22 protein-coding genes and 1 tRNA gene are annotated in these 21,797 nt (G+C 74.9%); 5 read left to right on the plus strand and 18 right to left on the minus strand.

What is annotated here, in order from left to right; genetic code table 11:
* Window positions 1-266: 266 nt before the first annotated feature.
* From QWY28_RS01405 to QWY28_RS01425, 5 genes are all read right to left on the minus strand, one after another.
* Window positions 267-401 carry a hypothetical protein gene (locus QWY28_RS01405; RefSeq protein WP_300950513.1) on the minus strand — a complete coding sequence of 45 codons (135 nt, stop codon included), beginning with the start codon at window positions 399-401 and terminating at the stop codon, window positions 267-269.
* 49 nt (window positions 402-450) lie between these two features.
* The gene (locus tag QWY28_RS01410) at window positions 451-1,500 is read right to left on the minus strand and encodes a cellulase family glycosylhydrolase (protein ID WP_300950514.1); all 1,050 of its coding nucleotides are present in this window, start codon (window positions 1,498-1,500) and stop codon (window positions 451-453) included.
* 116 nt (window positions 1,501-1,616) lie between these two features.
* A complete protein-coding gene (locus QWY28_RS01415) occupies window positions 1,617-2,717 on the minus strand; it encodes a carboxylate-amine ligase (protein ID WP_300950515.1) in 1,101 nt (366 codons plus the stop codon).
* Between the two features lie 65 nt (window positions 2,718-2,782).
* On the minus strand, window positions 2,783-3,238 hold the full coding sequence (locus QWY28_RS01420) for a hypothetical protein (RefSeq protein ID WP_300950516.1): 456 nt from the start codon (window positions 3,236-3,238) through the stop codon (window positions 2,783-2,785).
* A complete protein-coding gene (locus QWY28_RS01425; RefSeq protein WP_300950517.1) occupies window positions 3,238-5,385 on the minus strand; it encodes a DEAD/DEAH box helicase in 2,148 nt (715 codons plus the stop codon). Before QWY28_RS01425 ends, QWY28_RS01420 begins: the two co-directional genes overlap by 1 nt.
* Before the next feature lie 303 nt (window positions 5,386-5,688).
* On the opposite strand from QWY28_RS01425, the gene QWY28_RS01430 reads away from it, so the two are divergent.
* Window positions 5,689-6,093, plus strand: coding sequence for a ChaB family protein (locus QWY28_RS01430; RefSeq protein WP_300950518.1), 405 nt, complete (start codon window positions 5,689-5,691; stop codon window positions 6,091-6,093).
* Here QWY28_RS01430 and QWY28_RS01435 read toward each other — a convergent pair.
* The 10 genes from QWY28_RS01435 to QWY28_RS01480 form a co-directional block, all read right to left on the minus strand.
* Window positions 6,050-8,665 carry a DUF4153 domain-containing protein gene (locus tag QWY28_RS01435; RefSeq protein ID WP_300950519.1) on the minus strand — a complete coding sequence of 872 codons (2,616 nt, stop codon included), beginning with the start codon at window positions 8,663-8,665 and terminating at the stop codon, window positions 6,050-6,052. The genes QWY28_RS01430 and QWY28_RS01435 overlap by 44 nt on opposite strands.
* Window positions 8,662-9,360: a response regulator gene (locus QWY28_RS01440; RefSeq protein ID WP_300950520.1), complete on the minus strand. Its 699-nt coding sequence runs from the start codon at window positions 9,358-9,360 to the stop codon at window positions 8,662-8,664. The genes QWY28_RS01435 and QWY28_RS01440 overlap by 4 nt, the downstream gene beginning before the upstream one ends.
* Before the next feature lie 94 nt (window positions 9,361-9,454).
* Window positions 9,455-10,048, minus strand: a complete 594-nt coding sequence (locus QWY28_RS01445) for a DUF2510 domain-containing protein (RefSeq protein WP_300950522.1) — start codon at window positions 10,046-10,048, stop codon at window positions 9,455-9,457.
* Between the two features lie 55 nt (window positions 10,049-10,103).
* Window positions 10,104-10,179, minus strand: a tRNA-Ala gene (locus QWY28_RS01450).
* Between the two features lie 71 nt (window positions 10,180-10,250).
* Window positions 10,251-11,126: a divisome protein SepX/GlpR gene (gene sepX / locus QWY28_RS01455; protein WP_300950523.1), complete on the minus strand. Its 876-nt coding sequence runs from the start codon at window positions 11,124-11,126 to the stop codon at window positions 10,251-10,253.
* Between the two features lie 168 nt (window positions 11,127-11,294).
* On the minus strand, window positions 11,295-11,900 hold the full coding sequence (locus QWY28_RS01460; RefSeq protein ID WP_300950524.1) for a GNAT family N-acetyltransferase: 606 nt from the start codon (window positions 11,898-11,900) through the stop codon (window positions 11,295-11,297).
* Entirely contained in the window at window positions 11,897-12,421 is a 525-nt protein-coding gene (locus tag QWY28_RS01465; RefSeq protein WP_300950525.1) for a MogA/MoaB family molybdenum cofactor biosynthesis protein, read from the minus strand. The genes QWY28_RS01460 and QWY28_RS01465 overlap by 4 nt, the downstream gene beginning before the upstream one ends.
* Window positions 12,418-12,903: a cyclic pyranopterin monophosphate synthase MoaC gene (moaC, locus tag QWY28_RS01470; RefSeq protein ID WP_300950526.1), complete on the minus strand. Its 486-nt coding sequence runs from the start codon at window positions 12,901-12,903 to the stop codon at window positions 12,418-12,420. Before moaC ends, QWY28_RS01465 begins: the two co-directional genes overlap by 4 nt.
* Window positions 12,903-14,138 (minus strand): molybdotransferase-like divisome protein Glp, encoded by a 1,236-nt coding sequence (glp, locus tag QWY28_RS01475; RefSeq protein ID WP_300950527.1) that lies wholly within the window; start codon window positions 14,136-14,138, stop codon window positions 12,903-12,905. The genes moaC and glp overlap by 1 nt, the downstream gene beginning before the upstream one ends.
* A complete protein-coding gene (locus QWY28_RS01480) occupies window positions 14,131-15,528 on the minus strand; it encodes a UTP--glucose-1-phosphate uridylyltransferase (protein ID WP_300950528.1) in 1,398 nt (465 codons plus the stop codon). Before QWY28_RS01480 ends, glp begins: the two co-directional genes overlap by 8 nt.
* Window positions 15,529-15,551: 23 nt before the next feature.
* Here QWY28_RS01480 and QWY28_RS01485 point away from each other — a divergent pair, with 23 nt between their 5' ends.
* Window positions 15,552-16,145, plus strand: coding sequence for a 5-formyltetrahydrofolate cyclo-ligase (locus QWY28_RS01485; RefSeq protein WP_300950529.1), 594 nt, complete (start codon window positions 15,552-15,554; stop codon window positions 16,143-16,145).
* On the opposite strand, the gene QWY28_RS01490 is transcribed toward QWY28_RS01485, so the two are convergent.
* Window positions 16,117-18,705: a penicillin acylase family protein gene (locus tag QWY28_RS01490; RefSeq protein WP_300950530.1), complete on the minus strand. Its 2,589-nt coding sequence runs from the start codon at window positions 18,703-18,705 to the stop codon at window positions 16,117-16,119. The genes QWY28_RS01485 and QWY28_RS01490 overlap by 29 nt on opposite strands.
* Window positions 18,706-18,798: 93 nt before the next feature.
* On the opposite strand from QWY28_RS01490, the gene QWY28_RS01495 reads away from it, so the two are divergent.
* Genes QWY28_RS01495 through mscL form a run of 3 tightly spaced genes read left to right on the plus strand, consistent with a single transcriptional unit; the run spans window position 18,799 to window position 20,268 of the window.
* Window positions 18,799-19,152, plus strand: a complete 354-nt coding sequence (locus tag QWY28_RS01495; protein WP_300950531.1) for an FmdB family zinc ribbon protein — start codon at window positions 18,799-18,801, stop codon at window positions 19,150-19,152.
* Between the two features lie 58 nt (window positions 19,153-19,210).
* Window positions 19,211-19,849 (plus strand): SAF domain-containing protein, encoded by a 639-nt coding sequence (locus QWY28_RS01500; protein ID WP_300950533.1) that lies wholly within the window; start codon window positions 19,211-19,213, stop codon window positions 19,847-19,849.
* Window positions 19,850-19,893: 44 nt separating this feature from the next.
* Complete coding sequence (gene mscL, locus QWY28_RS01505; RefSeq protein WP_300950534.1) at window positions 19,894-20,268, plus strand: large conductance mechanosensitive channel protein MscL; 375 nt, start codon at window positions 19,894-19,896, stop codon at window positions 20,266-20,268.
* A gap of 46 nt (window positions 20,269-20,314) precedes the next feature.
* Here mscL and QWY28_RS01510 read toward each other — a convergent pair whose 3' ends face one another.
* Together QWY28_RS01510 and QWY28_RS01515 are read right to left on the minus strand one after the other, a co-directional pair.
* Window positions 20,315-20,491, minus strand: coding sequence for a hypothetical protein (locus tag QWY28_RS01510; RefSeq protein ID WP_300950535.1), 177 nt, complete (start codon window positions 20,489-20,491; stop codon window positions 20,315-20,317).
* Entirely contained in the window at window positions 20,488-21,747 is a 1,260-nt protein-coding gene (locus QWY28_RS01515; protein WP_300950536.1) for an LCP family protein, read from the minus strand. Before QWY28_RS01515 ends, QWY28_RS01510 begins: the two co-directional genes overlap by 4 nt.
* Between the last annotated feature and the right edge of the window lie 50 nt (window positions 21,748-21,797).

The following is a 21,797-nucleotide window of genomic DNA, read 5'->3' on the forward strand; positions in this document are numbered from 1 at the left end:
TGCCCGGCGGCGGGCCGGTGCGGCACTCGGCGTCGGCCGGGACCCGGACCGTCACGACCTGCTCCTCGGTCCACGCCGAGGCCGTGGCGTGCATGAAGAACCACACCGGCGCGGCGAGGACGAGGAGGGAGACCGCGACGACGAGCAGGCCCAGCAGCGCCCGCACGAGGTGCGGGTGCGCGCTGGGCCTGAGGAGGACCGGTCGACCGAACGGGTCGTCCCGGTCCGCGGTCTCGGGGGCGCTCACGCCCCGCATGGTGGCAGGACTACACGCCTGCCGGGGCCGGTTCGGCCGGAGGCGCGTCCGGCGTGGGCACCGGGTTCGTCGCCGGATCGGTGCTGGGCACGACGTCCGGGTCGGGGTCGGTGAGCGGCTCGGGGGTCAGCGGTTCGGTGGTCATGGCCGGTCCGGTACCCGCCCGGACCGGCCCTGACCCGCCCCGTGCGGCGTCAGTCGGCGAGGACCGCCGCGAGCGGCTTGGCCCGCCAGTCGTGGGTCATCAGCGCGCCGAAGTTCTGCCCGACGTCGGTCGGGACCACGCCGCTGTCGCGGACCGAGTACAGGATCGACGGACCGACGTACGACGCCTGCGCGGCCTTGCGGAGCTGGTCGACCGCCGCGTCGGCCTGCTGCTGCGCGGTGTAGCCGCCGGCCCAGGTCGACATGCCGGACTCGGTGAACCAGATCTGCTTGAGCAGGTCCCCGCGCAGCACCATCGTGGCGCGCAGGTTCGCGACCTGCTGCCAGACCCGCTGGGAGTCCGCGGCGTAGCCGGTGGCGTTGACGTAGGGGTGGAAGCCCACCGCGTCGAAGAAGCCGCGGCCGCCGTACTTGTAGACGTTGCCGAGGAAGGTGTTGGGCGCGGTGGCGTCGCTGCGGGCCTTGGAGAGGCCACCGAGGACGACGGTCGAGCGCGGCTGGACGGCCTTGATCGCGGGGTACGCCGCGCGCAGCAGCGCCGTGAAGGAGCGGGCGTCGGGCTGCCCGCCGTAGAACGGCGCGAGGTTCGGCTCGTTCCAGATCTCGAAGGTGTCGACGGAGCCGGCGTAGTGCTCGGCCAGGTCGCCCGCGAAGGCGCCGAACGCGGCCGGGTCGGCCGGCGGGGCGGTCGGGGCGTCGCTCGTGCGCGCCCAGTCGGGCACGTAGGCCACGACGCCGATGACCCGCAGGCCGCGCTCGCGGGCCTCGGCGACCACGCGGTCGGTGCGGGTCCAGTCGTAGGAGCCCTGGGTGCGCTCGACGAGGGCCCACGGCAGGGGCATCCGCAGCCAGCTGCCGCCGGTGGCGGCCACGGCGTCGAGGGTGCGGTCGAGGTCGGCGTCGGACAGGGCCAGGATGCCCATGCCGTCGGTGAAGCCGTAGCCCTCCGACGGGGCGGTGACCGAGGTGGACGCCGCGGTCGTCGGCCGCAGCGAGCTGGCCGGGGCGGTGAGGGTCACCGACAGCCCGAGCGCCAGGACGAGGGGGGCGAGCAGGGTGGACAGGGTGCGATTGCGCATCATGGTGGAGGGAGCCTTTCGAGGGAGCACGGCGATCCTAGGCGGGCCGCCACCCCACAGGCGACCGTCGAACGGTCACGTCCGCACCACCCGGGTGGTCCCCCCGGGCCGCCCGGTCAGCCGCGCCAGGCCTGGTTGGTCCGGCTGACGAGGTCGTCGACGACCGCGGTGAGGCTGCCGCTCCCCCGCTCGAGGGCGGCGCGCTGGCGGGAGGCGCCGCCCGCGGCGAGCACCCGCGCCACGCCCTCCTCGACCAGCGGCAGGTCGCCCGCGGCCTCGAGCTCCTCGCGGACGGTCGCCACGAGCGTGCGCAGCACGTCGCGGGCGGGCACGGGCTCGGCCGTGCACGGGTCGAGCAGCCGCTCGGCCAACCCGTAGCGCGCGGCCCGCCACTGCGCGGCGCGCACCAGCTCCACGCGCCAGAGGTCCTCCGGCGGGTCGCCCTCGACGGGGCCGCGGCCGGCCGCGAGGTGGGTGACGAGCGCCCGCACCAGCGCGGCGAGGAGCACGGCGTCGTCGGGGTCGGTGCACACGTCGGCCACCCGCACCTCGACGGTCGGGTGGTCGGCGGAGAGCCGCGCGTCGAAGTAGAGCATCCCCTGGTCGCGGGCGGCCCCCGAGGCGATCAGCAGCCGACCGACCTCGCGGTAGCGCTCGAGCGACCCGAACCGCTCCGTCGGCCCGGCGCTCGGCCAGCGCGACCAGACCTGCGAGCGCCAGGAGGCGTGCCGGGTGTCGCGTCCGGCGTCGAACGGGGAGTTCGCGCTGACCGCCAGCAGCACCGGCAGCCACGGCACGAGCCCGTCGAGGCAGGCCACGCCCTCCTCGGGCGAGTCGATGGCGACGTGCACGTGCATGCCGCAGGTGCCCTCGGGCCGCGCGACCTCGCCGTACCGCTCGCCCATGTCGAGGTAGCGGTCCTCGCGGGTCAGCTGCGGCTCACCACCCGCGACCGGGCTGGTCCCGGTGGCGGCCGTCAGCAGCCCGGCGGCCGCGGCGGCCTCGGCCGCGAGCCGGCGGGAGCGGACCAGCTGGTCGCGCAGCTCGCCGAGGTCGGTCAGCGGGTCCGTCTGGGTCTCCAGCTGGTGCCGGAACAGCTCGGCGTCGAGCTCGTCGGAGCCGCGCGCCAGCGCCTGCTGAGCGCCGGGTGCGGCGGCACGGGTCTCCGGGTCCACGAGGAGGAGCTCCTCCTCCACCCCCACGGTCCGTGGCTGCACGGAGGCCACCTGGTCGCCACCTCTTCTGCTCGACGTCAGTGGCCGCCCGTTACCCCGGGCCGGGCTCAGTAGTCCGCGAGCGTCCCGCAGGTCGTGCTGCCCGCGCCCTGGAGCGTGAGGGCGGCACCCGCCTCCAGGTCCTCGAGGGGTACGTCGTCGAGCGTCGCGTCGAGCAGCCCGCGCCCGTCCTCGTCGACCGTCAGGTCCGGCAGGTCGACCGCGCCCTCCTCCTCCACGGCGCCGCTGCAGCGGGAGCCTGGCGTGAGCGTCGCGGTCCACGTGCCGGGCTCGAGCCCGCGCACCCGCACCTCGACGCGGACACCGTCACCGGCCGGCACGGCGCGGGCCGTGCCCGCGGCGGGGCCCTCGCCGCCGACCGGCGGCAGCGTGGCGGTCACCTTCGCGCCGCGGTCGAAGTCGCCGGAGCCGTCCGCGCCGAGCACCAGCGGCTCCTCGCCCTGCGAGCACCCGGTGAGCGCGAGCAGGCCGACGACGGCGAGCGCCGGGAGGGACCGGCGCATCAGGCGGCGTCCCCGCGACGCACCAGCGCGTCGGTCAGCATCGAGACGAGCGCCTCGAGCTGGACGTCGGCGCTGTTCGGCAGCTCGGTGTCGGAGCCGTCGAGGGCGCGGGCGGCGAGCCCGGCCTTGCTGTCGATGAGCTCGGCGATCCGGGTGTCGAGGGTCTGCGCGGCGATGATCCGCCACGCGGTGACCGGCTCCTCCTGGCCGATGCGGTGGATGCGGTCGATCGCCTGGGTCTGCTCGGCGTCGGTCCACGAGAGCTCGGCGAGCACGAGGTTCGAGGCGACCTGCAGGTTGAGCCCGACGCCGGCCGCGCTCAGCGAGCAGACGACGACCGCGACGTCGGGGTCGTCGACGAAGTCGTCGATGTTGCGCTGCCGCGTCTTGGGCGTCTGGTCGCCGCGGATCGAGGAGTACCGGATGCCGCGGCGGGCGAAGGTGTCCTCGGCGACGTCCATGACGTCGACGTGCTTGGCGAAGAACACGACCTTGCCGACGTTGCGCGCCAGCTGGGCGGCGTAGTCGGCGGCGAGCCCGGCCTTGGCCTGGCCGATGCGGCGCATCATGCCGAAGACGTTCTCGCCGCTGGTGGTGTCGGTGGTGTCCTCGCGCTCCCACGTCGCCACCCGGCGGACCAGCTCGTGGTCGATGCCGTCGACGGTCTGGCCCGACGTGCGGGTCGCCAGCGCCGTGTCGTAGCGCTGGACCAGGCGGCGGGCGAGCTCCCGCTCGGCCGCGCGGATGGAGCGGCCGGCCTCGTCGTCGAGCTCGACGGGGAGGTCCGCGACCCGTCGGGCCGGGATGTCGGCGGCGACGTCGACCTTGCGACGCCGGACGATGCCCATGTCGATGACGCAGCGGCGGGCGGCGGGGTAGAACGGCGGGTCGGCCGGGGTGAGGCCGGTGTCCTCGAGGGCGTCCATGAGCCGGCCGAGCGGCCGCTTGTCGTCGACCCAGCCCAGGAACTGCCAGATCGCCCGGAAGTCCTCGATGTCGTTGATCAGCGGGGTGCCGGTCAGCGCCATCATCAGCGGCCGGCCGATCCGCTGGCGGATCCGGTCGGAGAGCTGGAGCACGTGCTGGGACCGCTGCGAGGTCTTGTTCTTGATGAAGTGCGCCTCGTCGACGACCATCCCGCGGAAGCCGAAGTCACCGAGCCAGCCGACGTGGCGGTCGAGCACCTCGTAGTTGACCACGACGATGTCGGCGAACCCGTCGACGTTCTCGCCGTCGCCGTGGATGACGGTGACCGGACGGTTCGGCACCCACAGGCCGGCCTCGCGGGCCCAGTTGGTCTTGACGACGTTCGGCACGACGACGAGCAGCGGGAACGCCTCGGCGGCCTGCGCGGCGAGCAGGGCCTGCGCGGTCTTGCCGAGGCCGGGCTCGTCGGCGAGCAGGAAGGTGCGGTGGCCCTTGGCGGCGGCCGCGACCAGCTGCGCCTGGTGCGGCATCAGCTCGCGGTCACCGGGCAGCTTGACCTCGGCCCGGGCCTCGTCGGCGTCCGGGAGCGGCATGCACGAGACCGCGCCGCCGCCGGCGTACTCGAAGGAGCGGAAGAGCGGCCCGAGCAGCTCCCAGGTGGCCAGCCGCCGCGGGCGGCTGACCCGCGCCTCGGCGACGCTGAAGTCGGGCGGGAGGAACGGATTCGCGAGCTGGCGGGCGATGACCGACTGCGGGATCCGGCGCTCGGGGGCCGGCGCCGCGCCGGGGGCCTCCTCCTCGGGCTCGGGCTCCGGCTCGGGCTCCATGCCGGCGGCGCGGAGCATCCGCAGCTTGAGCTCCTGCGCGGCGTCCGAGACGTGTGCGTCCTCGGCGAGCAGCGAGAGCAGGGAGGTGTCGCGGGCGGTGGTCTTGGCGAGGATGGTGCCGATGCCGTCGAGCCGCTTGAGCTGCTCGGCCTTCTGCGCCTCGGTCTGCTCGGTGTCGGTCTTGACCCGGCCCCGCTCCTCGCGGGCCAGCTGCGCGACGACCTGGAACTTCGTGCGCGCCGACGGGCTGACCGTGCCGCGCTGGGCGCTGGCCTCGACCTCGCGCACGGCGCGGGCGAGGACCGGGATCAGGCCCTCGTTGTCGAGCTCGCGCGCACGGCGGCGCGGGGCGTTGCGGGGCGCGCCGGTCCGGCGCTGGCCTCCTCGAGCCAAAGCCTTCTCCTCCCGGTGCCGTGCACGGGCACGGCGGGACGCCGACACCGCACGCGCTGCCGGCCGCTGCTGCGGGGGCGGGGCGACGCCTGGCGAGGCAGGCGTCCGCACGCGGTGTGGATCGGGCGACCACCGGTCGGTGGCCGCGGCTCCGGTCGTGCGACGACACAGGAGGGACGACGCGGACCGGCTCCTCCACTGTAGCGCGCCCCGTCCCCGCCGGTGGGATCGGCGGGCAGGACGCGCGCCGAGGTGGGTACCGGCCCGGTCACGAAGCGTTCCCGACGTATGCAGGAGGCGACGATGCCCGCGAAGGAAGAACTCCCCTCGACCCTGCAGCGCTCCCCGAAGAAGGCGCAGCGCACCTGGTCCAAGGCCCACGACAGCGCGGTGGAGGAGTACGGCGAGGGCGAGCGCGCGCACCGCACCGCGTTCTCGGCGCTCAAGCACTCCTTCGAGAAGGTCGGCGACCACTGGGAGGCCAAGGACGAGAAGGGCCCCTCCGACAAGCAGGCGAGCAAGTCCGGAGGCTCCGCGCGCAAGGGCGGGAGGACGGCCGAGGGCGTGGACGCGAACGCCACGAAGAAGCACCTGATGGACGTCGCGAAGAGGCTCGACATCTCCGGCCGGTCGACGATGAACAAGGACGAGCTGGTCGACGCGATCACGAAGGCGAACCGCAAGGAGACGCGGAAGAGCCGGTCGTAGCGGCCACCCCGGACTCCAGTGGTACGTCGTCGAGCGCCCGGTCCGCGCGGGAGCGGGCGGCGTTCCACTCCCACAGGTCCCGGTCCTCGCCGGTTTCGGAGCGGCCGCCGAGCGCGCATGCCCGGTCGTCCGCGGAGAGGTCGGCGGAGCCGCCGACCAGCGCCGGGACCGCGTCGTCGGAGAGCCCCTGCAGGTGCTCCCAGTCGACCCGGCCGGTGGCGGCGTACCGCTCCAGGTTGTGCTCGGCGACCCAGCCCTCCGGGTTCACGGCGGCCAGCCCGAGCAGGGCGACCACGCCGCTGACCAGGACGAACCGCGGGAACCACGCCGAGCGGAGCACGACCACCGAGGCCAGCGAGGCGAGCACCAGCAGGCCGAGCCAGCCCTCGACGACGTCGACGAGCAGGCGCAGCGAGGTGAACCCGTAGGCCTCCTGGTAGAGGTGCATCCGGTGCAGCGCGGCCCCGACGACCACGAGCGTCTCCACGCAGAGCAGGCCCAGGGCGGCGCGCAGCCAGACGCGGTCCGCGACCGTCGCTCGTGGCGCCCGGCGGACCACCACGCGCACGACGAGGAGCGTGAGCGCGGTGGCGACGGTGAGCTGCCCGAAGCCCTGGTGGACGTACTCCGCGTAGGTCAGGCCCGTCGTGCGGCGCAGGTGGTCGTGCCCGGCGAGCACCACGGTCGCCTGGGCGGCCAGGAAGGCGGCCAGGACGCCGACGACGACCAGCACCGGCGCCAGCCACTCGAAGCGCCGGCCGACCGGACGCGGGTCGCGGTCGGCGCGGTCGACGCGGGGCGGGTCCAGGGCGAGGTACGCCGCGGCGAGGACCACGCCACCGACCGCGACGGTCAGGAACACCCGGGCCACCAGCAGGTCGCTGGTGAGGTCCGGCACCACCGCGTCGACCCACTCCGCCAGCAGCGCGTCGGCCGAGACCAGCAGCGCCCCGAAGACCACCAGCCCCAACGCCGACCAGACCAGCGTGCGCAGCAGGGCCGCGCCGCCGCCGCGCCCGGTGAGCGTCGCCAGCGTGCGCCCGAGCCAGGGCAGCCCGCGCAGGCCGGCCAGCGGCCAGGCGAGGCCGGAGAGCGCGATCCCCGCGGCCGACCTCGCGCCGGTGACGCCGCAGAGGGCGGTCGCGACCGCCGCCAGCAGGCAGAGCACCACCAGCCACTCCGCGTCGCGGACGACGGTCACCCCGGCCAGGAGCAGGCAGAGCCCTGCGCAGGTGAGCGTCCACGGGTCCCGGCGGCGGGGCGTCGCGGTGACGAGCACGCCGCCGGCCGCGAGCAGGACCACGAGCGTCCCGAGCCCCAGGTCGCGTTCTGGCAGCAGCGCCGCCGCGAGCACGCCGGTGACGACCGCGCCCGCCAGCAGTCCCACCCGCGCCGGCACGCCCCGCGCCGGCCAGAACGAGCCGAAGACGTCGTCGAGCAGGCCGGGCACGTCGCTCTCCGCGGCCGCCTCGGCCTCGGTCGGTCGAGGAGGTCGCGCAGCGACGTCCCCGGTCGGTCGAGGAGGTCGCGCAACGACCGTCTCGAGACCCACCGGCCCACCCCGCTCGGGCGGCGCGAGCGGCAGGTCCACCCGCACGCGCGCCCCACGGCCGGCGGCGGGCTCGACGAAGCCGATGGTCCCGCCGTGCAGGTCGGTCACCCAGCGGGCGATCGCGAGCCCGAGGCCGGTGCTCCCGCCGACGGCGTCGCCGGCACTGAGCGTGCCGAACGGCTCGAAGACCCGCTCCCGGTCGGCCGTGGCCACGCCGGGCCCCTCGTCGCGCACCTCGACGACGTACCGCTCCCCCGCCTGCTCCGCGACCACCCGGACCGTCCCGCCCGCGGGGCTGTGCCGCGAGGCGTTGTCGAGCAGGTTCGCGACCAGCTGGTGCAGCCGCGCGGGGTCGGCGGCGACCGCCAGGTCCGGCGGCGAGACGACGACGTCGTACGTCACCGGGCGGCCCAGCAGCGCGGCCTCGGCGACCGCCTCGGCCAGCAGCGCGCCGAGCGGCACCTGCTGCGGGGTGAGCGGGGCCCGGCCGGCGTCGACGCGGGCGAGGTCGAGCAGGTCCTCGACGAGCCGGCTCGTGCGCTCGGCCTGGTCGAGCGCGGGCCGCAGCGCCTCGGGGTCGGCCGGGCCGACGCCGTCAACGAGGTTCTCCAGCACCGCGCGCATGCCGGTCAACGGGGTGCGCAGCTCGTGGCTGACGTTCGCGACCAGCTCGCGGCGCTGGCGGTCGACGGCGGCCAGGTCGGCGGCCATCGTGTTGAACGCGCGGGCGAGCTCGCCGACCTCGTCGCGCGACGTCTCCGGGACCCGGGCGCCGTGGTCGCCGGTCGCCATCCGGCGCGCCGCGGCGGTCATCTGCCGCAGCGGCGCGGTCATCCCCGCCGCGAGCAGCTGGGTCACGGCCAGCGCGAGGGCGACGGTGACCGGCACCCCCAACCACGCAGGTACGCCGCCGGCCCGGCCGAGCGTGGCGACCGCGGTCGCCACCAGGACGCTCGCCGCGACCAGCAGCCCGAGCTTGACCTTGATCGAGCGGACCGCCGCGAGCGGCTGCGGGGTCACGACGCACCGCCCGCGGGGGTCTCCAGCGCGTAGCCGACCCCGTGCACCGTCCGGACGCGGTCCGCGCCGATCTTGGCGCGCAGCCCCTTGACGTGGCTGTCGACGGTGCGGGTGCCCGAGGCGCCGGCCCACCCCCACACCTCGGCCATCAGCCGGTCGCGGGTGACGACCGCGCCGGGCGTCGCGGCCAGGCACAGCAGCAGGTCGAACTCGGTCGGCGTCAGCCGCACCTCCTCCTCGCCGCGCCACACCCGGCGCGCCGGCGGGTCCACCCGCAGGTCGCCGAGCTCCAGGGCGCGGCGGCCGACGAGCTCGGCCGCCCGGTCGACCCGGCGCAGCAGGGCGGCCACGCGGGCCACCAGCTCCTTCATCCGGAAGGGCTTGGTGAGGTAGTCGTCCGCGCCGACCGCGAGCCCCACCAGCACGTCGGCCTCGTCTGCACGCGCGGTCAGCATCAGCACCGGCACCGGCCGGTCGGTCTGGATCCGGCGGCACACCTCGTGGCCGTCGTACCCCGGGAGCATGAGGTCGAGCACCACGAGGTCGGGCCGGTGCTCGGCGTGCGCCGCGACCGCGCCGGGCCCGTCGACGGCCCGCACGACGTCGTACCCCTCCGCGACGAGCCGGTCCGCGACCGCCTGGTTGATGACCGGGTCGTCCTCGACGACGAGGACCCGACGGCGTGCTCTGCTCATGCCGCCGAGCGTAGGAGCGCGGACCGGTGCGAGCCGGGGACGACGTGTGGAGTTTGTGTGCAGATCACCGCCGCCGGCCGGGGTCGGGCGCGGGTCAGCCGAGGGGGCCTGCGGGGCCGACGGCCTCGTAGAAGACGAAGTAGGTCCCCTCCGCGTCGACGGTGACGCCGACCTCGACCTCGGTGGTCGTGTCGCCGTCGGACCAGGCGCCGGTCCCCCGGCAGGTGAGCACGGTGGCCTCGCCGTCGCCGGTGGGCTCGGTGTAGGTCTCGCGGCGGTCCTCGACCACGCTCAGGTCACGCACGTCCTCCAGCTGCACCGGCGGCGCCTGCTCCTCGCTGATCCGCACCGCCTCGGCCACCGTCGTCTCGCAGGCCTCCGCGGCGTCCAGGCCGGACAGCGCGCCGGCCCGGTCGGCGCTGAAGCCGCCGGCCGTGCGGACGCCGAGCACGAACGCAGCCACCGACAGCAGCACCAGCGCCGCCGCCCCGACGCCGATCAGCACCTTCGCGACACGGCTGATCGCCGGCACGACGGGCTGCGCCGGCAGCTGGGTGGGATGGGCCGGGTACGCGGGCGGGGCCGGCACCGGCGCCGTGTGCTCGGTCCAGGCGGTGCCGTCCCAGTAGCGGCGCAGGCCGGGCGTGTGGTGGTCGGGGTACCAACCGGCCGGCGGCGTCGCAGTCACGTCGGGAGTCAAGCAGAAACGCTCCCCACCGTGGCCGGTGAGGAGCGGATCGTGGTGGTGGAGCTGAGGGGATTCGAACCCCTGACCTTCTCATTGCGAACGAGACGCGCTACCAACTGCGCCACAGCCCCAGTGCGACCCCTGGGCGTTGTCACCCGGGACGCGAGGGAAGACGTTAGCACCCGCCTCGGCGGGCACCGAATCAGGACCCGACGGCCCGGTGGTCCTCGCTGGGACCGGCGGACTTCTTCGCCGCGCGGGCGGCCTGGTCGGCCTCGCGCGCCAGGGCGGCGTCGGCGTCGGTGCGGCCCGAGGTCCACACGCCGGTGGCGTCGAGGTCGATCGTGCGGACGGTGCGCCGCGGGGCGGCCGGCTTGGTGACGTACGTCGGCAGGGTGACCGGCACCGGCTCCCACAGCGACGGGTCGACGTCGGCCTCGACCACGCGGGGCTGGTCCTCCACGCGGACGGCGTCGAAGCCCTGGGTGTCGTCGTCGAGCGGCTGGGCTGCGACCGGCTCCGCGGGGGCCTCGGGGGCCTCGGCGGCCTCGGCGGCCTCGGCCGGCTCGGGCTGCTCCGCCGGCTCGTCGGCGACCGGGACCCGCGCCGGCCGCTCGGCGCGACCGATCCCCCGCTCCTGGCGGACCATGAGCCGGCAGGCGACGAGCCACGCGACGAGGACGGCGACGGGGGCCAGGACCGACCACCAGGAGACGACCGACGTGGCGGCGAGGGCCACGACGACCGCGTTGAGCACCAGCACGCCACCGAGCACCCGGCGACGCCGGCGGGCGGCCTGGGCGGCGGCCGCGCGACGTACGCTCGGCGCCCCTGCGGGCACGCGCACCGACGGCTTGGTGACCACGACCGCGGCGCTCGCCGGGCGGCCCGGCGTCACCACCAGCCGGGCCCCGCGGCTGTCGACCGGCTCGCGCCGTGCCAGCACGCGCATGGTGTCGGAGAAGCGGTCGACCGACCGGCTGCGCTGCACGTCGTCGTGGTGCTTGAGCGCTTTCGGGATCAGGTAGACGGCCCAGGCCACCGCCAGGGCGACGAAGATGAGTGCGCTCAGGTCCACGGGCCCGAGCGTAGGGACGCGGGCCGGGACTGGGGCGGATGTCAAGAGGTGTGTCGCAAATTGCTCGTGTGACTGGAGTGACCGGTGGGTCGCGGGCAGCGCATGTAACGCGCTGTTCGCTGCTCCGTCGGCACGTTGCAGCGTGCCGACACAGCAGCGAACGTCGCGTTACAGCTCCGGGCCGACCCCGCCGTCGAGCCGGGCGAGCAGCCCGCCGGGGCACTCCTCGGCGGTGACGGCGTAGAGCCGGTGGTCGCGCCAGGCGCCGTCGATGTGGAGGTAGCGCGGGGCGTAGCCGTACTCGCGGATGCCGAGCTTCTCGACGACCCGCAACGAGTTCGAGTTCTCCGGGCGGATCGCGATCTCGATGCGGTGCAGCCCGACCGCGGTGAAGCAGTGGTCCACGGCCAGCGCGACCGCCCGCGGCATCACCCCGCGACCGGCGAGGTCCCGGTCGAGCCAGTAGCCGATCGAGGCGAACAGCGCCGACCCGCGGACGACGTTGTTGACCGTCACCTGGCCGGCGAAGCGGTCGTCGACCTCGACGGCGAAGGGGTACGTCGTGCCGCGGCGGGCCTGCTGGTGCAGCCGCCGGACGAGGGCGCGGTACGACGTCGGGCGGGCGTCGCCGCCGGGCGGGACGGTCGCGTCCCAGGGGCCGAGCCAGGCGGCGTTGCGGCTGCGGGCGGCGCGCCACGGCCCGGCGTCGGCGTACGACAGCGGCCGCAGGGTCACGTCCCGGGAGGTCAGTCGCGCCGGCCAAGCGCGGGTCACGCCTCGCTCCCGCCGCCTCCGGCGCCCCGCCCGTGGTCGCTGCCGACGACCTGCTCGACGGCGTGGAGGAGCAGCGGCTCGAGCACGGCGAGGCCGTCCTTGACGCCGCCGCGGGAGCCGGGGAGGTTCACGACCAGGCAGGTACCCACGACCCCGGCCAGGCCACGCGAGAGCGACGCGGTGGGGACGCCCTTCGCCACGCCGTGGGCGCGGATCGCCTCGGCGATGCCGGGCACCTCGCGGTCGAGCAGCGGGCGGGTGACGTCGGGGGTCCGGTCGGTGGGCGTCAGGCCGGTGCCGCCGGTGGTGAGCACGACCCGGGCGCCGGCTTCGACCGCGGCGCGGACCGCCTCGCCCACCGGCTCGCCGTCCGGTACGACGGCGGGCTCGTCGACCACGAAGCCGAGCTCTGCCAGCCAGGAGACGATGAGCGGGCCGGTCGTGTCGTCGTACACCCCGGCGGCCGCGCGGTTGGACGCCACGACGACCGCCGCGGGCAACCCGGCGGCGGGGGTGCTCACGGGCGGGCCCAGTCGCCGGACTTGCCGCCGGTCTTGGTCTCGACGCGGATGTCGGTGATCACCGCGGCCTTGTCGACGGCCTTGACCATGTCGACGACCGTGAGCGCGGCGACCGAGACCGCGGTGAGCGCCTCCATCTCGACGCCGGTGCGGTCGGTGGTGCGCACGGTCGCGGTGATGTCGACCGCGTCGTCGGCGACCGCGAGGTCCACGACGACGCCGGACAGCGCCAGCGGGTGGCACAGCGGGATGAGCGTGGAGGTCTGCTTGGCGCCCATGATCCCGGCCAGCCGGGCCACGGCGAGGGTGTCGCCCTTGGGCACGCCCGCACCGCGGAGCAGCCCGACGACGGCGGGCGAGACGAGCACCCGGCCCGAGGCGGTGGCGGTGCGGGCGGTGACGTCCTTGGCGGACACGTCGACCATCCGGGCGGCGCCGGCCTCGTCGACGTGGGTGAGGCGGGGCTGCTCGGGCACGGTCATCAGAACTCCTCGTCGAGCCGCACGACGGACACGGGGTCGCCGGCGGCCAGGGCGGTGACGTCCTCGGGCACGACGATGAGGCAGTCCGAGGCGGCCAGGTCGCCGATCAGGTGCGAGCCGGGCCCGCCGACCGGCGCGACCTGCAGGACGCTCCCGGAGCCGTCGAGCTCGCCGCGCAGGAACTGCCGCTTGCCCGCGGGCGACGTCACCGCGTGGGTGAGCCGGGCGCGGACCTGCGGGCGGGCGTGGGGGCGCAGGCCCATCAGCTTGCGCAGGGCGGGCAGGACGAAGGTCTCGAAGGAGATGTAGGAGGAGACGGGGTTGCCCGGCAGCGTGAAGATCGGCACCCGGTCCTCCCCCACGAACCCGAAGCCCTGCGGCTTGCCCGGCTGCATCGCCACCGGCCCGAACCACACGCCGTGCGGTCGCAGCGCCTCCTTGACCACGTCGAAGTCGCCCTGCGAGACGCCGCCGGAGGTGACCACCACGTCGGCGCGCACCAGCTGGTCCTCGAGCGCGTCGAGGAACGCGCGCGGCTCGTCCGGGACGATCCCGACCCGGTAGGCGATGGCGCCGGCACGGCGCGCCGATGCGGCGAGCAGGAAGGAGTTGCCGTCGTAGATCGAGTCGGTCCCCAGCGGCTGGCCGGGATCGCGGAGCTCGGAGCCGGTGGAGAGCACCACCACGCGCGGGCGCGGCCGGGAGACGACCGTCGAGCGGCCGACCGAGGCCAGGAGGCCGAGGTGCCGCGGGCCGAGCACGGTGCCGGCCTCGACGAGCAGGTCGCCCACCGCGACGTCCTCACCGGCCAGCCGGACGTGCTGGCCGACCTCGGGGGCGCGCTCGACGCGCACCTGGGCGACGCCGCGGTCGGTCCACTCGTAGGGCACCACGCAGTCCGCCCCGGAGGGCACCGGAGCGCCGGTCATGATCTTCGCCGCCGTCCCGGGGGCGAGCGCCAGCAGGCCGGTGGACTGCCCGGCGCCGATCTCCCCCACGACCGGCAGGTGGACCGGCGACTCCGCGGTCGCGGTCGCCACGTCGGCCCGCCGGACGGCGTACCCGTCCATCGCGGAGTTGTCGAAGCCCGGCAGCTGGACGCCGGCGACGACGTCCTCGGCCGCGGCGAGGCCGAGCGCCTCCATGAGCGGCTGCGGGTGTGCGGAGAGCGGCTCGATCGCCGCGAGCACCTGCTCGAGGTGCTGCTCGACCGAGCGCGGGTCCGGGTCAGCCATCCGAGGACGCGGCGGGGTCGCCCAGCACGGTGCCGGCGTCGACGCGGCCGTTCGAGGCACCGTCGAGCTCGACGTCGCCGACGACCGAGACGCCCTTGCAGAACGTCCAGTCGCCGTTGACCCGCAGCGAGGACGCCTCGCGCATCGACGGCGCGCCCTCGGGGAAGCGCTTGTCGAACTCGCCGACCAGCTTGTAGTGCTCGGGGTCGAGGTCGACGAACGGGATGCCGGAGGCGACCTGGTCGAGCACGAAGTCCTGGCCGATGTCGTAGACGTCCGAGCGCAGCACCAGCAGGTCGTTGGTCGTCTTCACCGGCACGAACCGGTCCCGGCCGACCTCGATGAGCGTGGAGCCCTCGAAGACCTCGATCGCCGCGCCCATCGCCGTCTCGACCTGCACGACCTCCGGGGAGCTCTTGTCGCCGGGGTCGACGTTCTTGACGTTGCGGATCATCGGCAGCCCGAGGATGCCCTCGCGGACGTCGAGCGCCTCCTTCATCGCGCGCAGGTCGAACCACAGGTTGTTGGTCGAGCAGAACCGGTGGCGGTCGAGGTCGGCGAGCGCCGCCTTGTCCTCGTCCAGCGTCTGGGCGGTCTCGCGCAGCACGATCCGGCCGTCGGACTTCCGGCGGGCGAAGTGCCCGCCCTTCCGGTCCGAGGGGGTCCGCCGCACGGCCTCGATCGCGAAGGGTGCACCCGAGCGGGCGAACCAGCCGGCGACCACCGGGTCGGGGACGGCGCCGAGGTTGTCGGAGTTGGAGACGAAGACCCGCTCGTAGCCGGCCTCGACGAGCCGGTCGAGCAGCCCCGTGCCGCGCAGCGCGGTGTAGAGGTCGCCGTGGCCCGGCGGGCACCACTCGAGGTCGGGGTCGCGCGGCCACGCCACCGGCGAGAGGTCGGAGAGGAGGAGCTTGGGCTCCTTGTTCTGCAGGAACTCCAGCGGCAGCCCCTCGACCGCGAGGTCCTCGTAGCGCGCCAGGGCGGCCATGGTGTCCGCGGAGGTGCGGAAGCTGTTCATGAAGATCAGCGGCAGCGTCGCGCCGTGCTGCTTGCGCAGGTGCAGCACCTGCCGGGCGATGATGTCGAGGAAGGACAGCCCGCGCCGCACGCACAGCAGCGACTTCGCGCGGTCCATGCCCATCGACGTGCCGAGGCCGCCGTTGAGCTTGATCACGGCGGTCGTGCGCAGCGCCTCGGCGCCGACCTCGTCGGGCACCTCCACGTCGGCGAGCGACTCCATGTCGACCGGGTCGATCGTCGACTCCGGGATCATCCCGGTCTCACCGTGCTCGAGGAGGCGGTAGTAGTGGGCGAAGGTCTCGATCGCGACCTCGTCCACCCCCGCGGCGAGCATCTTCTCGCGTGCCTTCTTCAGGCCAGCACTACCCATGCGCTCGATCGTAGGCTCGGGGGGTGAGCGACCCGCAACTGCCCGCCAAGACGGCCCTGCGCGACCAGGTCCTCGCGGCCCGGCGCCGACGCCCGCTGGTCGAGCTCGGGGAGGCCTCGCGCGCCACCGCCGAGCACCTCCTCGCGGCCCCCGAGGTACGCCGCGCGGCCACCGTCGCGGCGTACGTCTCGATCGGTGGGGAACCCGGTACGTCCCACCTCCTGGACGCCCTCGCGGCGACCGGCACGCGCGTCGTGCTGCCGCGGCTGCTCCCCGACGGGGACCTCGACTGGGGCACGTGGCGCGGCTCGGCGGCCCTGGCCCCGGCCCGGCTCGGCCTGCTCGAGCCGGAGGACTCCCTCGGCGTGGACGCGGTGGCGAGCGCCGACGCGGTGCTCGTCCCGGGCCTCGCCGTCTCCGGCGCGGGGCTGCGGCTGGGCCGCGGCGGCGGGTCCTACGACCGGGCGCTCGCCCGGGTGCCGGTCGGCACCTGGACGTGCGTGCTGCTCTTCGAGGACGAGGTCGGCCGCGACGTGCCGGCCGAGCCGCACGACCGGCCGGTGCTCGCCGCGGCGACCCCCGCGGGGATCACCCGCTTCCGGCCGGCACCAGCCTGAGCGTCTCCTCCGCGGCCTCCTCGACGGCAGCGGAGGAGAACGGCCACGCGATCGTCTCGCCGCGCGCCCACAGGTCGGTCTGGTCGGTGTAGTGACCGCTGGCCGGGTGGCCGGAGACGCCGGTCAGGTTGATCCAGCGCGACGCGTCGAGGTCGGCCAGCGACACGACCATCCGCATCGAGGGCGCCGACGTGACGGCGTACCCCTCGGCCGCGTCCCAGGCGGTCGCGTCCACGACCGACGAGCCGCCGCCGAGCTCCCAGTCGCCGCGGTTGACCAGCGCCTCGACCGGACCGATGCCGGACTCCCCCAGCGTCGGCGAGCGCAGCTCGAGGGCGTGCAGCCCGCCCCACGACCAGTCCTCGGGGTGCAGCGACTGCAGGCGGGTGAGCTCGTCGCGGGCGTCGAGCAGCGCCTGGCGCAGGACGTCGTCGCGGCGCTCGACCACCTCGGTGCTCACGTCGTCCCACCAGGGGTCGTCCGGCGCGTCGAGCAGGTCGGCGACCACCGCGAACCACCGCTGCCCGCCGTCGGGCCGGACCTCCTCGGGCAGCTCGTCGTGGAAGGTGCGCTCGAGGAGGGTGCGCCACACGACGTTGTAGTACGCCGCGGCCGCACTGTCCGCGGGCTGCGAGCCGTCCCAGCCCTCCAGCAGCCGCTGGCCGTCGGAGCGGTAGCCGTGCGGGAGGTCGATGTCGAGGAGGTGGGGCACCAGCGTGCGGGCCATCGGGTTGAGGTCGTCGAGCTGCACGTCGAGCATCTCCTGGACCGACAGGCCGCCGTCCTCGTCGAGCTCCTCCTCGAGCAGGTCGCGGATCCGCTGGGAGCGGTAGCCGCGGTCCCAGTCACGGGTCAGCGCGTAGGGGTAGTCCGGCCCGACCACCGCCTGGTTGGCGGTCACGACGAACCCCTCGTCGGGGTCGAGCACGCTCGGCAGCCCGTCGAAGGGCACGCTCTCCCCGGTCCAGTCGTCCTCGGGCCGCCAGCCCTCGGCCGGCCACCGCCCGTCGTTGCCGGACTTGCGGACCGGCACGACCCCGGGCGCCTGGTAGCCGATGTGGCCGGCGCGGTCGGCGTAGACGAGGTTCTGCGCGGGCACGGCGAAGGAGGAGGCCGCCTCGCGGAAGGAGTCCCAGTCGGTGGCGGCGTTCATGGCCAGGATCGCGTCCGCGGTCGCGCTCGGCTGCAGCGCCGTCCAGGCCAGGGCGACGGCCTGCTCGCCGCCGACGGCCGCCAGGTCCTCGTCGACCTCCGAGAGCAGCGGGCCGTGCCGCGTCGAGCGCACCTCGATGGTCACCGGGTCCTGCCCGCGCACCTCGATCGTCTCGGTGCGCCGGCGCAGCGGCAGCACCTCCCCGTCGTACCGGTAGCCGTCGCCGACCACCCGCTCGAGGTAGAGGTCGGTGACGTCGGGGCCGAGGTTGGTGAAGCCCCACGCGACGTCGGCGTTGTGGCCGATGACCACGCCGGGCACGCCGGAGAAGGTGAAGCCGGCGACCTCGAGCGGGCACGCCTCGGAGACCGTGCGGCAGTGGAGCCCCATCTGCATCCACACCCCGGGCATCGACGCGCCGAGGTGCGGGTCGTTGGCGAGCAGCGGCTCACCGGTCTCGGAGTGCTCGCCGTCGACGACCCAGCTGTTCGAGCCGATGCCGTCGCCCCGGCCCAGCCAGGACGGGACCGCGTCCAGCGCGTCGCGGACGCTGCGCAGGGCACCGGACCAGCCCTGTCCCGCCGACCACCCCGGCCGCTGCGGCAGCCGGGTGCCGCCGGTCACCGCCTCGGCCTGGAAGACGCCGTCGACCACCGCGCCCTGCCGCACGATCGGCGCGTGCTCGTCGACGGGGTACGCCGGCCACAGCTGCTCCGCGCGGTCGCGCCCGACCGCGGCGGCCGTCAGCGCGCGGTCGACCTCGTCGCCCATGTTGCCGCGCAGGTCCCACGCCATCGCCTTGAGCCAGGCCAGCGAGTCCACCGGCGACCACTCCTCGGGCTGGTAGCCCAGGCCCGAGCCGTTGAGGACGGCGTACTCCACCGCGAGCTGCGAGGGCGACCGGTCCGCCAGGTAGGCGTTGACCCCGTCGGCGTACGCCTCGAGCACCTGGCGGGTCCGCGGCGAGACGATCGCGAGCTCCCGCGCGGCGACCCGCCGCCACCCCATCGTGCGGACGGCCTTGTCGCTGGCGAGCGCGGACTCGCCGAACAGCTCTGCGAGCCGGCCCGCGGTCGCGTGCCGCCGCACGTCCATCTCGAAGAACCGCTCCTGCGCGTGCACGTAGCCCTGCGCCATCACCAGGTCGCCCAGCGTGTCCGCGTAGACCTGCGGCACGCCGTGCTCGTCGCGCAGCACCTCGACGTCGGCGTCGAGGCCGGGCAGCTCGGCGGTGCCCGAGGTCTGCGGCAGCGGGCGGCGCACCAGCACCCCGACGGTCACCGCCGCGGCGAGCAGGGCGAGGACGAGCCCGCACGCGACGTACGTCGACACGCGCGCCCAGCGCGGCCAGGCGCGCACCGCCGCCAGCGGTCGGCGTCGCGGGGCCTGCGTCTGCTGGTCGGGCATGGTGCGTCATTCTGCCGTGTCGTAGAATTGGCAGTCGCACGACGAGAGTGCCAACGCCTCCCGTCCCCGAGCGACCAGACCCCGGAGTGAACGTTGCCCACGTACCAGTACGCCTGCACCGAGTGCGGCCACGCCTTCGAGCAGTTCCAGAGCTTCTCCGACGACGCGCTCACCGAGTGCCCCGAGTGCTCGGGCCGCCTGCGCAAGCTGTTCAACGCGGTCGGCGTCGTCTTCAAGGGCTCCGGCTTCTACCGCACCGACAGCCGGTCGAGCTCCTCCTCGAGCGACACCGCCGCCTCGTCCTCGGGGTCCGCCAGCTCCTCGGGTTCGGGCTCGGGTTCCTCGGGTTCCTCGGGCGACTCCTCCTCGAGCAGCAGCACGAGCAGCACGAGCAGCACCGGCTCGTCCGGCTCCTCGTCGTCCTCGAGCACCGCCGCCGCCTCCTGACCCACCCGCCTGTGGAGAGCGCGGCGCACGGCGCCGCGGAACTGCCTACCGTCGGGCCATGCGCCTGCCCGACCGCCTGACCCGCTCCGCCCGCGCGGTACGCCGCGCCGTGCTGGCACGCCGCCGCCTGCTGGCCGCGGTGCTCACCGCCGTCGCGGTGGCCGCCGGGCTGCAGGCGACCGCCGAGCCGCCGCCCGCCACCGTGGCCGTCACCGTCGCCGCACGGGACCTGCCGGCGGGCGCGGTGGTCACGCCCGGCGACCTGGCCACCGCGGCCTGGGCGCCCGGGTCCGCGCCGGCCGACCTGCCCGACCCGGTCGGGCGGGTGCTGGCCGCACCGGTCCGGAGCGGCGAGCCGGTGACCGACGTCCGGCTCGTCGGCCCCCGCCTCACCGAGGGGCGGCCCGACCTGACCGCCGTGCCGGTCCGGCTGCCCGACGCGGGCATGGCCGCGCTGCTGGAGGTCGGCGACGAGATCGACCTGCTCGCGGCCGACCCCCGTCCTGGCGGCTCGGGCGGCGCCGTCGTGGTCGCCGCCGGCGTGCCCGTCCTGGCCCTGCCGGTCGACGACGAGCCGTCCGTCGGGGGCAACGGCCTGACCGGGCGCCTGGTCGTCGTCGGCGCCGCGGCCACCGAGGTGACGGTGCTGGCGGACGCCGCCACCCGGTCCTTCCTCACCTACGCCTGGAGCCGCTAGCGTGCCGGGCGATCCCTCGCGCCCCTCGGACCCTCGGAGGCACCATGCTCACCGGCTTCAAGAACTTCCTGCTCCGCGGCAACCTGGTCGACCTCGCGGTCGCCGTCATCATCGGCACCGCGTTCACCGCCGTCGTCACCGCGTTCACCTCGATGCTCATGTCGGCGATCTCCAAGGTCACCGGCGGCAAGGAGCCGAACTTCGACAAGTTCGCTCCCGGCGACGTCCTGATCGGGCCGTTCCTGACCGCTCTCGTCGCGTTCGTCATCCTCGCCGCGGTCGTCTACTTCTTCGTGGTGACGCCCTACGTCAAGGCCAAGGAGCGCTACTTCCCCAGCGCTCCCCCGGGCACGCCCGAGGAGATCAAGCTGCTGCAGGAGATCCGCGACCTGCTGGCCGCCCAGAAGCCGCAGGCCTGAACGAGCCCCGGCCCCGGCCGGCCTCCGGTCGGCCTCCGGTCGCGGGTCAGCCGCCGTGGTGCGGCGGCACCTGCTCGCGCAGCCAGGTGTCGCCGTCGCGACGCTCGCCCCGGCGGTCGGTCTCGTCGCGCTCGTCGCGGGTGGTCTCGGGCAGCGCCTCGCCGAAGACCTCGGCCCGGCGTCGGGCCCGCTCCCACTCCGTCAGCGGCCGCTCCTCGCTCACGTGCACAGCCCCACGGCGGCGAGCTCCTCGTCGCGGGCCGCGTCCTCCGGCGTGCCCGACGGCGACGCGGACGGGCCGTCCGACGTGCCGGCGCCGGGGTCGTCGTCGTTCACGCCGGGCACGTCGTCCGCGCTGATCACGCCGTCCTGGAGGCGGCGGGTCAACGGCTCGTCGTTCTTGATCCGCTCCCAGAGGCGCTCGGCCTCCGGCAGCAGCTCGACGCGGCCCGGCTGGGACTCGCTGTACTCGAACGGCGCGGTCACGAACTTGATGTTGTCCAGACCGATGTGCTGGAAGCTGTAGCCGACCTTGCTCAGGTCCCAGAGGTTCTCGAAGTCGGTAGTCAGCGAACCGATCGCGGCGTCGAGGAAGTTCAGGACGCGGTCGGGCCGGGCCAGGACGTTGCCCGAGACGACCTTCTTGGCCATCGCGGCGATGAAGGCCTGCTGCCGCTTGATCCGGCTGATGTCCGAGCCGTTGCCGATGTCGCGGACCCGCACGTAGTTGAGCGCCTCGCGGCCCTGGATCTCGCGGGTGCCGGCCTCGAGGTTGATGCCGTGGTCGGGATCGACGATGTCCTCGGGGATGCAGACCTCGACGCCGTCGATGGCGTCGACCATGTCCTGGAACCCCTGGAAGTCGACGACCACGTAGTTGTCGAGCTTGATCCCGGTGACCTGCTCGAACTGCCGCATCGTGCAGGCCGGCCCGCCCACGGAGTACGCCGCGTTCCACATCGCCCCGCTCGAGGGCGGGATCGTGTCGCCGTCCTCGGTGTAGCACTCGGGGCGGTCGACGAGCGTGTCGCGCGGGATGCTCACGCCGTAGGCGCTCTCCCGGTCCGCGGAGAGGTGGAACAGGATGGTCGTGTCCGACCCGCCACCGGTCTCGCGGTCGATCGCGTTGCCGGCGCCCTCGCGGGTGTCGTCGCCCATCACCAGGATGTTGAGCGGGTCCTGCGGGCCCTCGACCGGCACTGCGGTCGGCCGGTCGTCGCCGAGCTGCTCACCGAGGTCCTCGGTGGCCAGCGAGCCGTCGAGCGAGCGGTAGAGGAAGACCACCGAGAGGCCGGTGACCATCGCGAGCACGAGCACGGTGATGCCGAGGACCCGGGCGACCGTGTGGCGGCGGCGGGTGCGACCCCGGCGACGGCCCGAGCGGCCGCGGGTGTCGGGCTTGCGGCGTGCCTCGGCGCGCGCCGGGCCGAGCTCCGGCTGCGCCGGTTGCTCGGACTGCTCGGGCTGCTCGTCGGGCATGGGTCACCTTCGGTCGGCGGGAACGTCCCATTGTGACCGGCGGCCGCGGG

The organism is Nocardioides oceani (genome assembly GCF_030412965.1).
Taxonomy (GTDB): domain Bacteria; phylum Actinomycetota; class Actinomycetes; order Propionibacteriales; family Nocardioidaceae; genus Nocardioides; species Nocardioides oceani.

Excerpts from the sequence above, each read along its gene's own strand:
- QWY28_RS01405 (WP_300950513.1), bottom strand. The coding sequence starts at position 401 with ATGACCACCGAACCGCTGACCCCCGAGCCGCTCACCGACCCCGACCCG.
- QWY28_RS01410 (WP_300950514.1), bottom strand. The coding sequence starts at position 1,500 with ATGCGCAATCGCACCCTGTCCACCCTGCTCGCCCCCCTCGTCCTGGCG.
- QWY28_RS01420 (WP_300950516.1), bottom strand. The coding sequence starts at position 3,238 with ATGCGCCGGTCCCTCCCGGCGCTCGCCGTCGTCGGCCTGCTCGCGCTC.
- QWY28_RS01430 (WP_300950518.1), top strand. The coding sequence starts at position 5,689 with ATGCCCGCGAAGGAAGAACTCCCCTCGACCCTGCAGCGCTCCCCGAAG.
- QWY28_RS01440 (WP_300950520.1), bottom strand. The coding sequence starts at position 9,360 with ATGAGCAGAGCACGCCGTCGGGTCCTCGTCGTCGAGGACGACCCGGTC.
- moaC (WP_300950526.1), bottom strand. The coding sequence starts at position 12,903 with ATGACCGTGCCCGAGCAGCCCCGCCTCACCCACGTCGACGAGGCCGGC.
- glp (WP_300950527.1), bottom strand. The coding sequence starts at position 14,138 with ATGGCTGACCCGGACCCGCGCTCGGTCGAGCAGCACCTCGAGCAGGTG.
- QWY28_RS01480 (WP_300950528.1), bottom strand. The coding sequence starts at position 15,528 with ATGGGTAGTGCTGGCCTGAAGAAGGCACGCGAGAAGATGCTCGCCGCG.
- QWY28_RS01490 (WP_300950530.1), bottom strand. The coding sequence starts at position 18,705 with ATGCCCGACCAGCAGACGCAGGCCCCGCGACGCCGACCGCTGGCGGCG.
- QWY28_RS01500 (WP_300950533.1), top strand. The coding sequence starts at position 19,211 with ATGCGCCTGCCCGACCGCCTGACCCGCTCCGCCCGCGCGGTACGCCGC.
- mscL (WP_300950534.1), top strand. The coding sequence starts at position 19,894 with ATGCTCACCGGCTTCAAGAACTTCCTGCTCCGCGGCAACCTGGTCGAC.
- QWY28_RS01515 (WP_300950536.1), bottom strand. The coding sequence starts at position 21,747 with ATGCCCGACGAGCAGCCCGAGCAGTCCGAGCAACCGGCGCAGCCGGAG.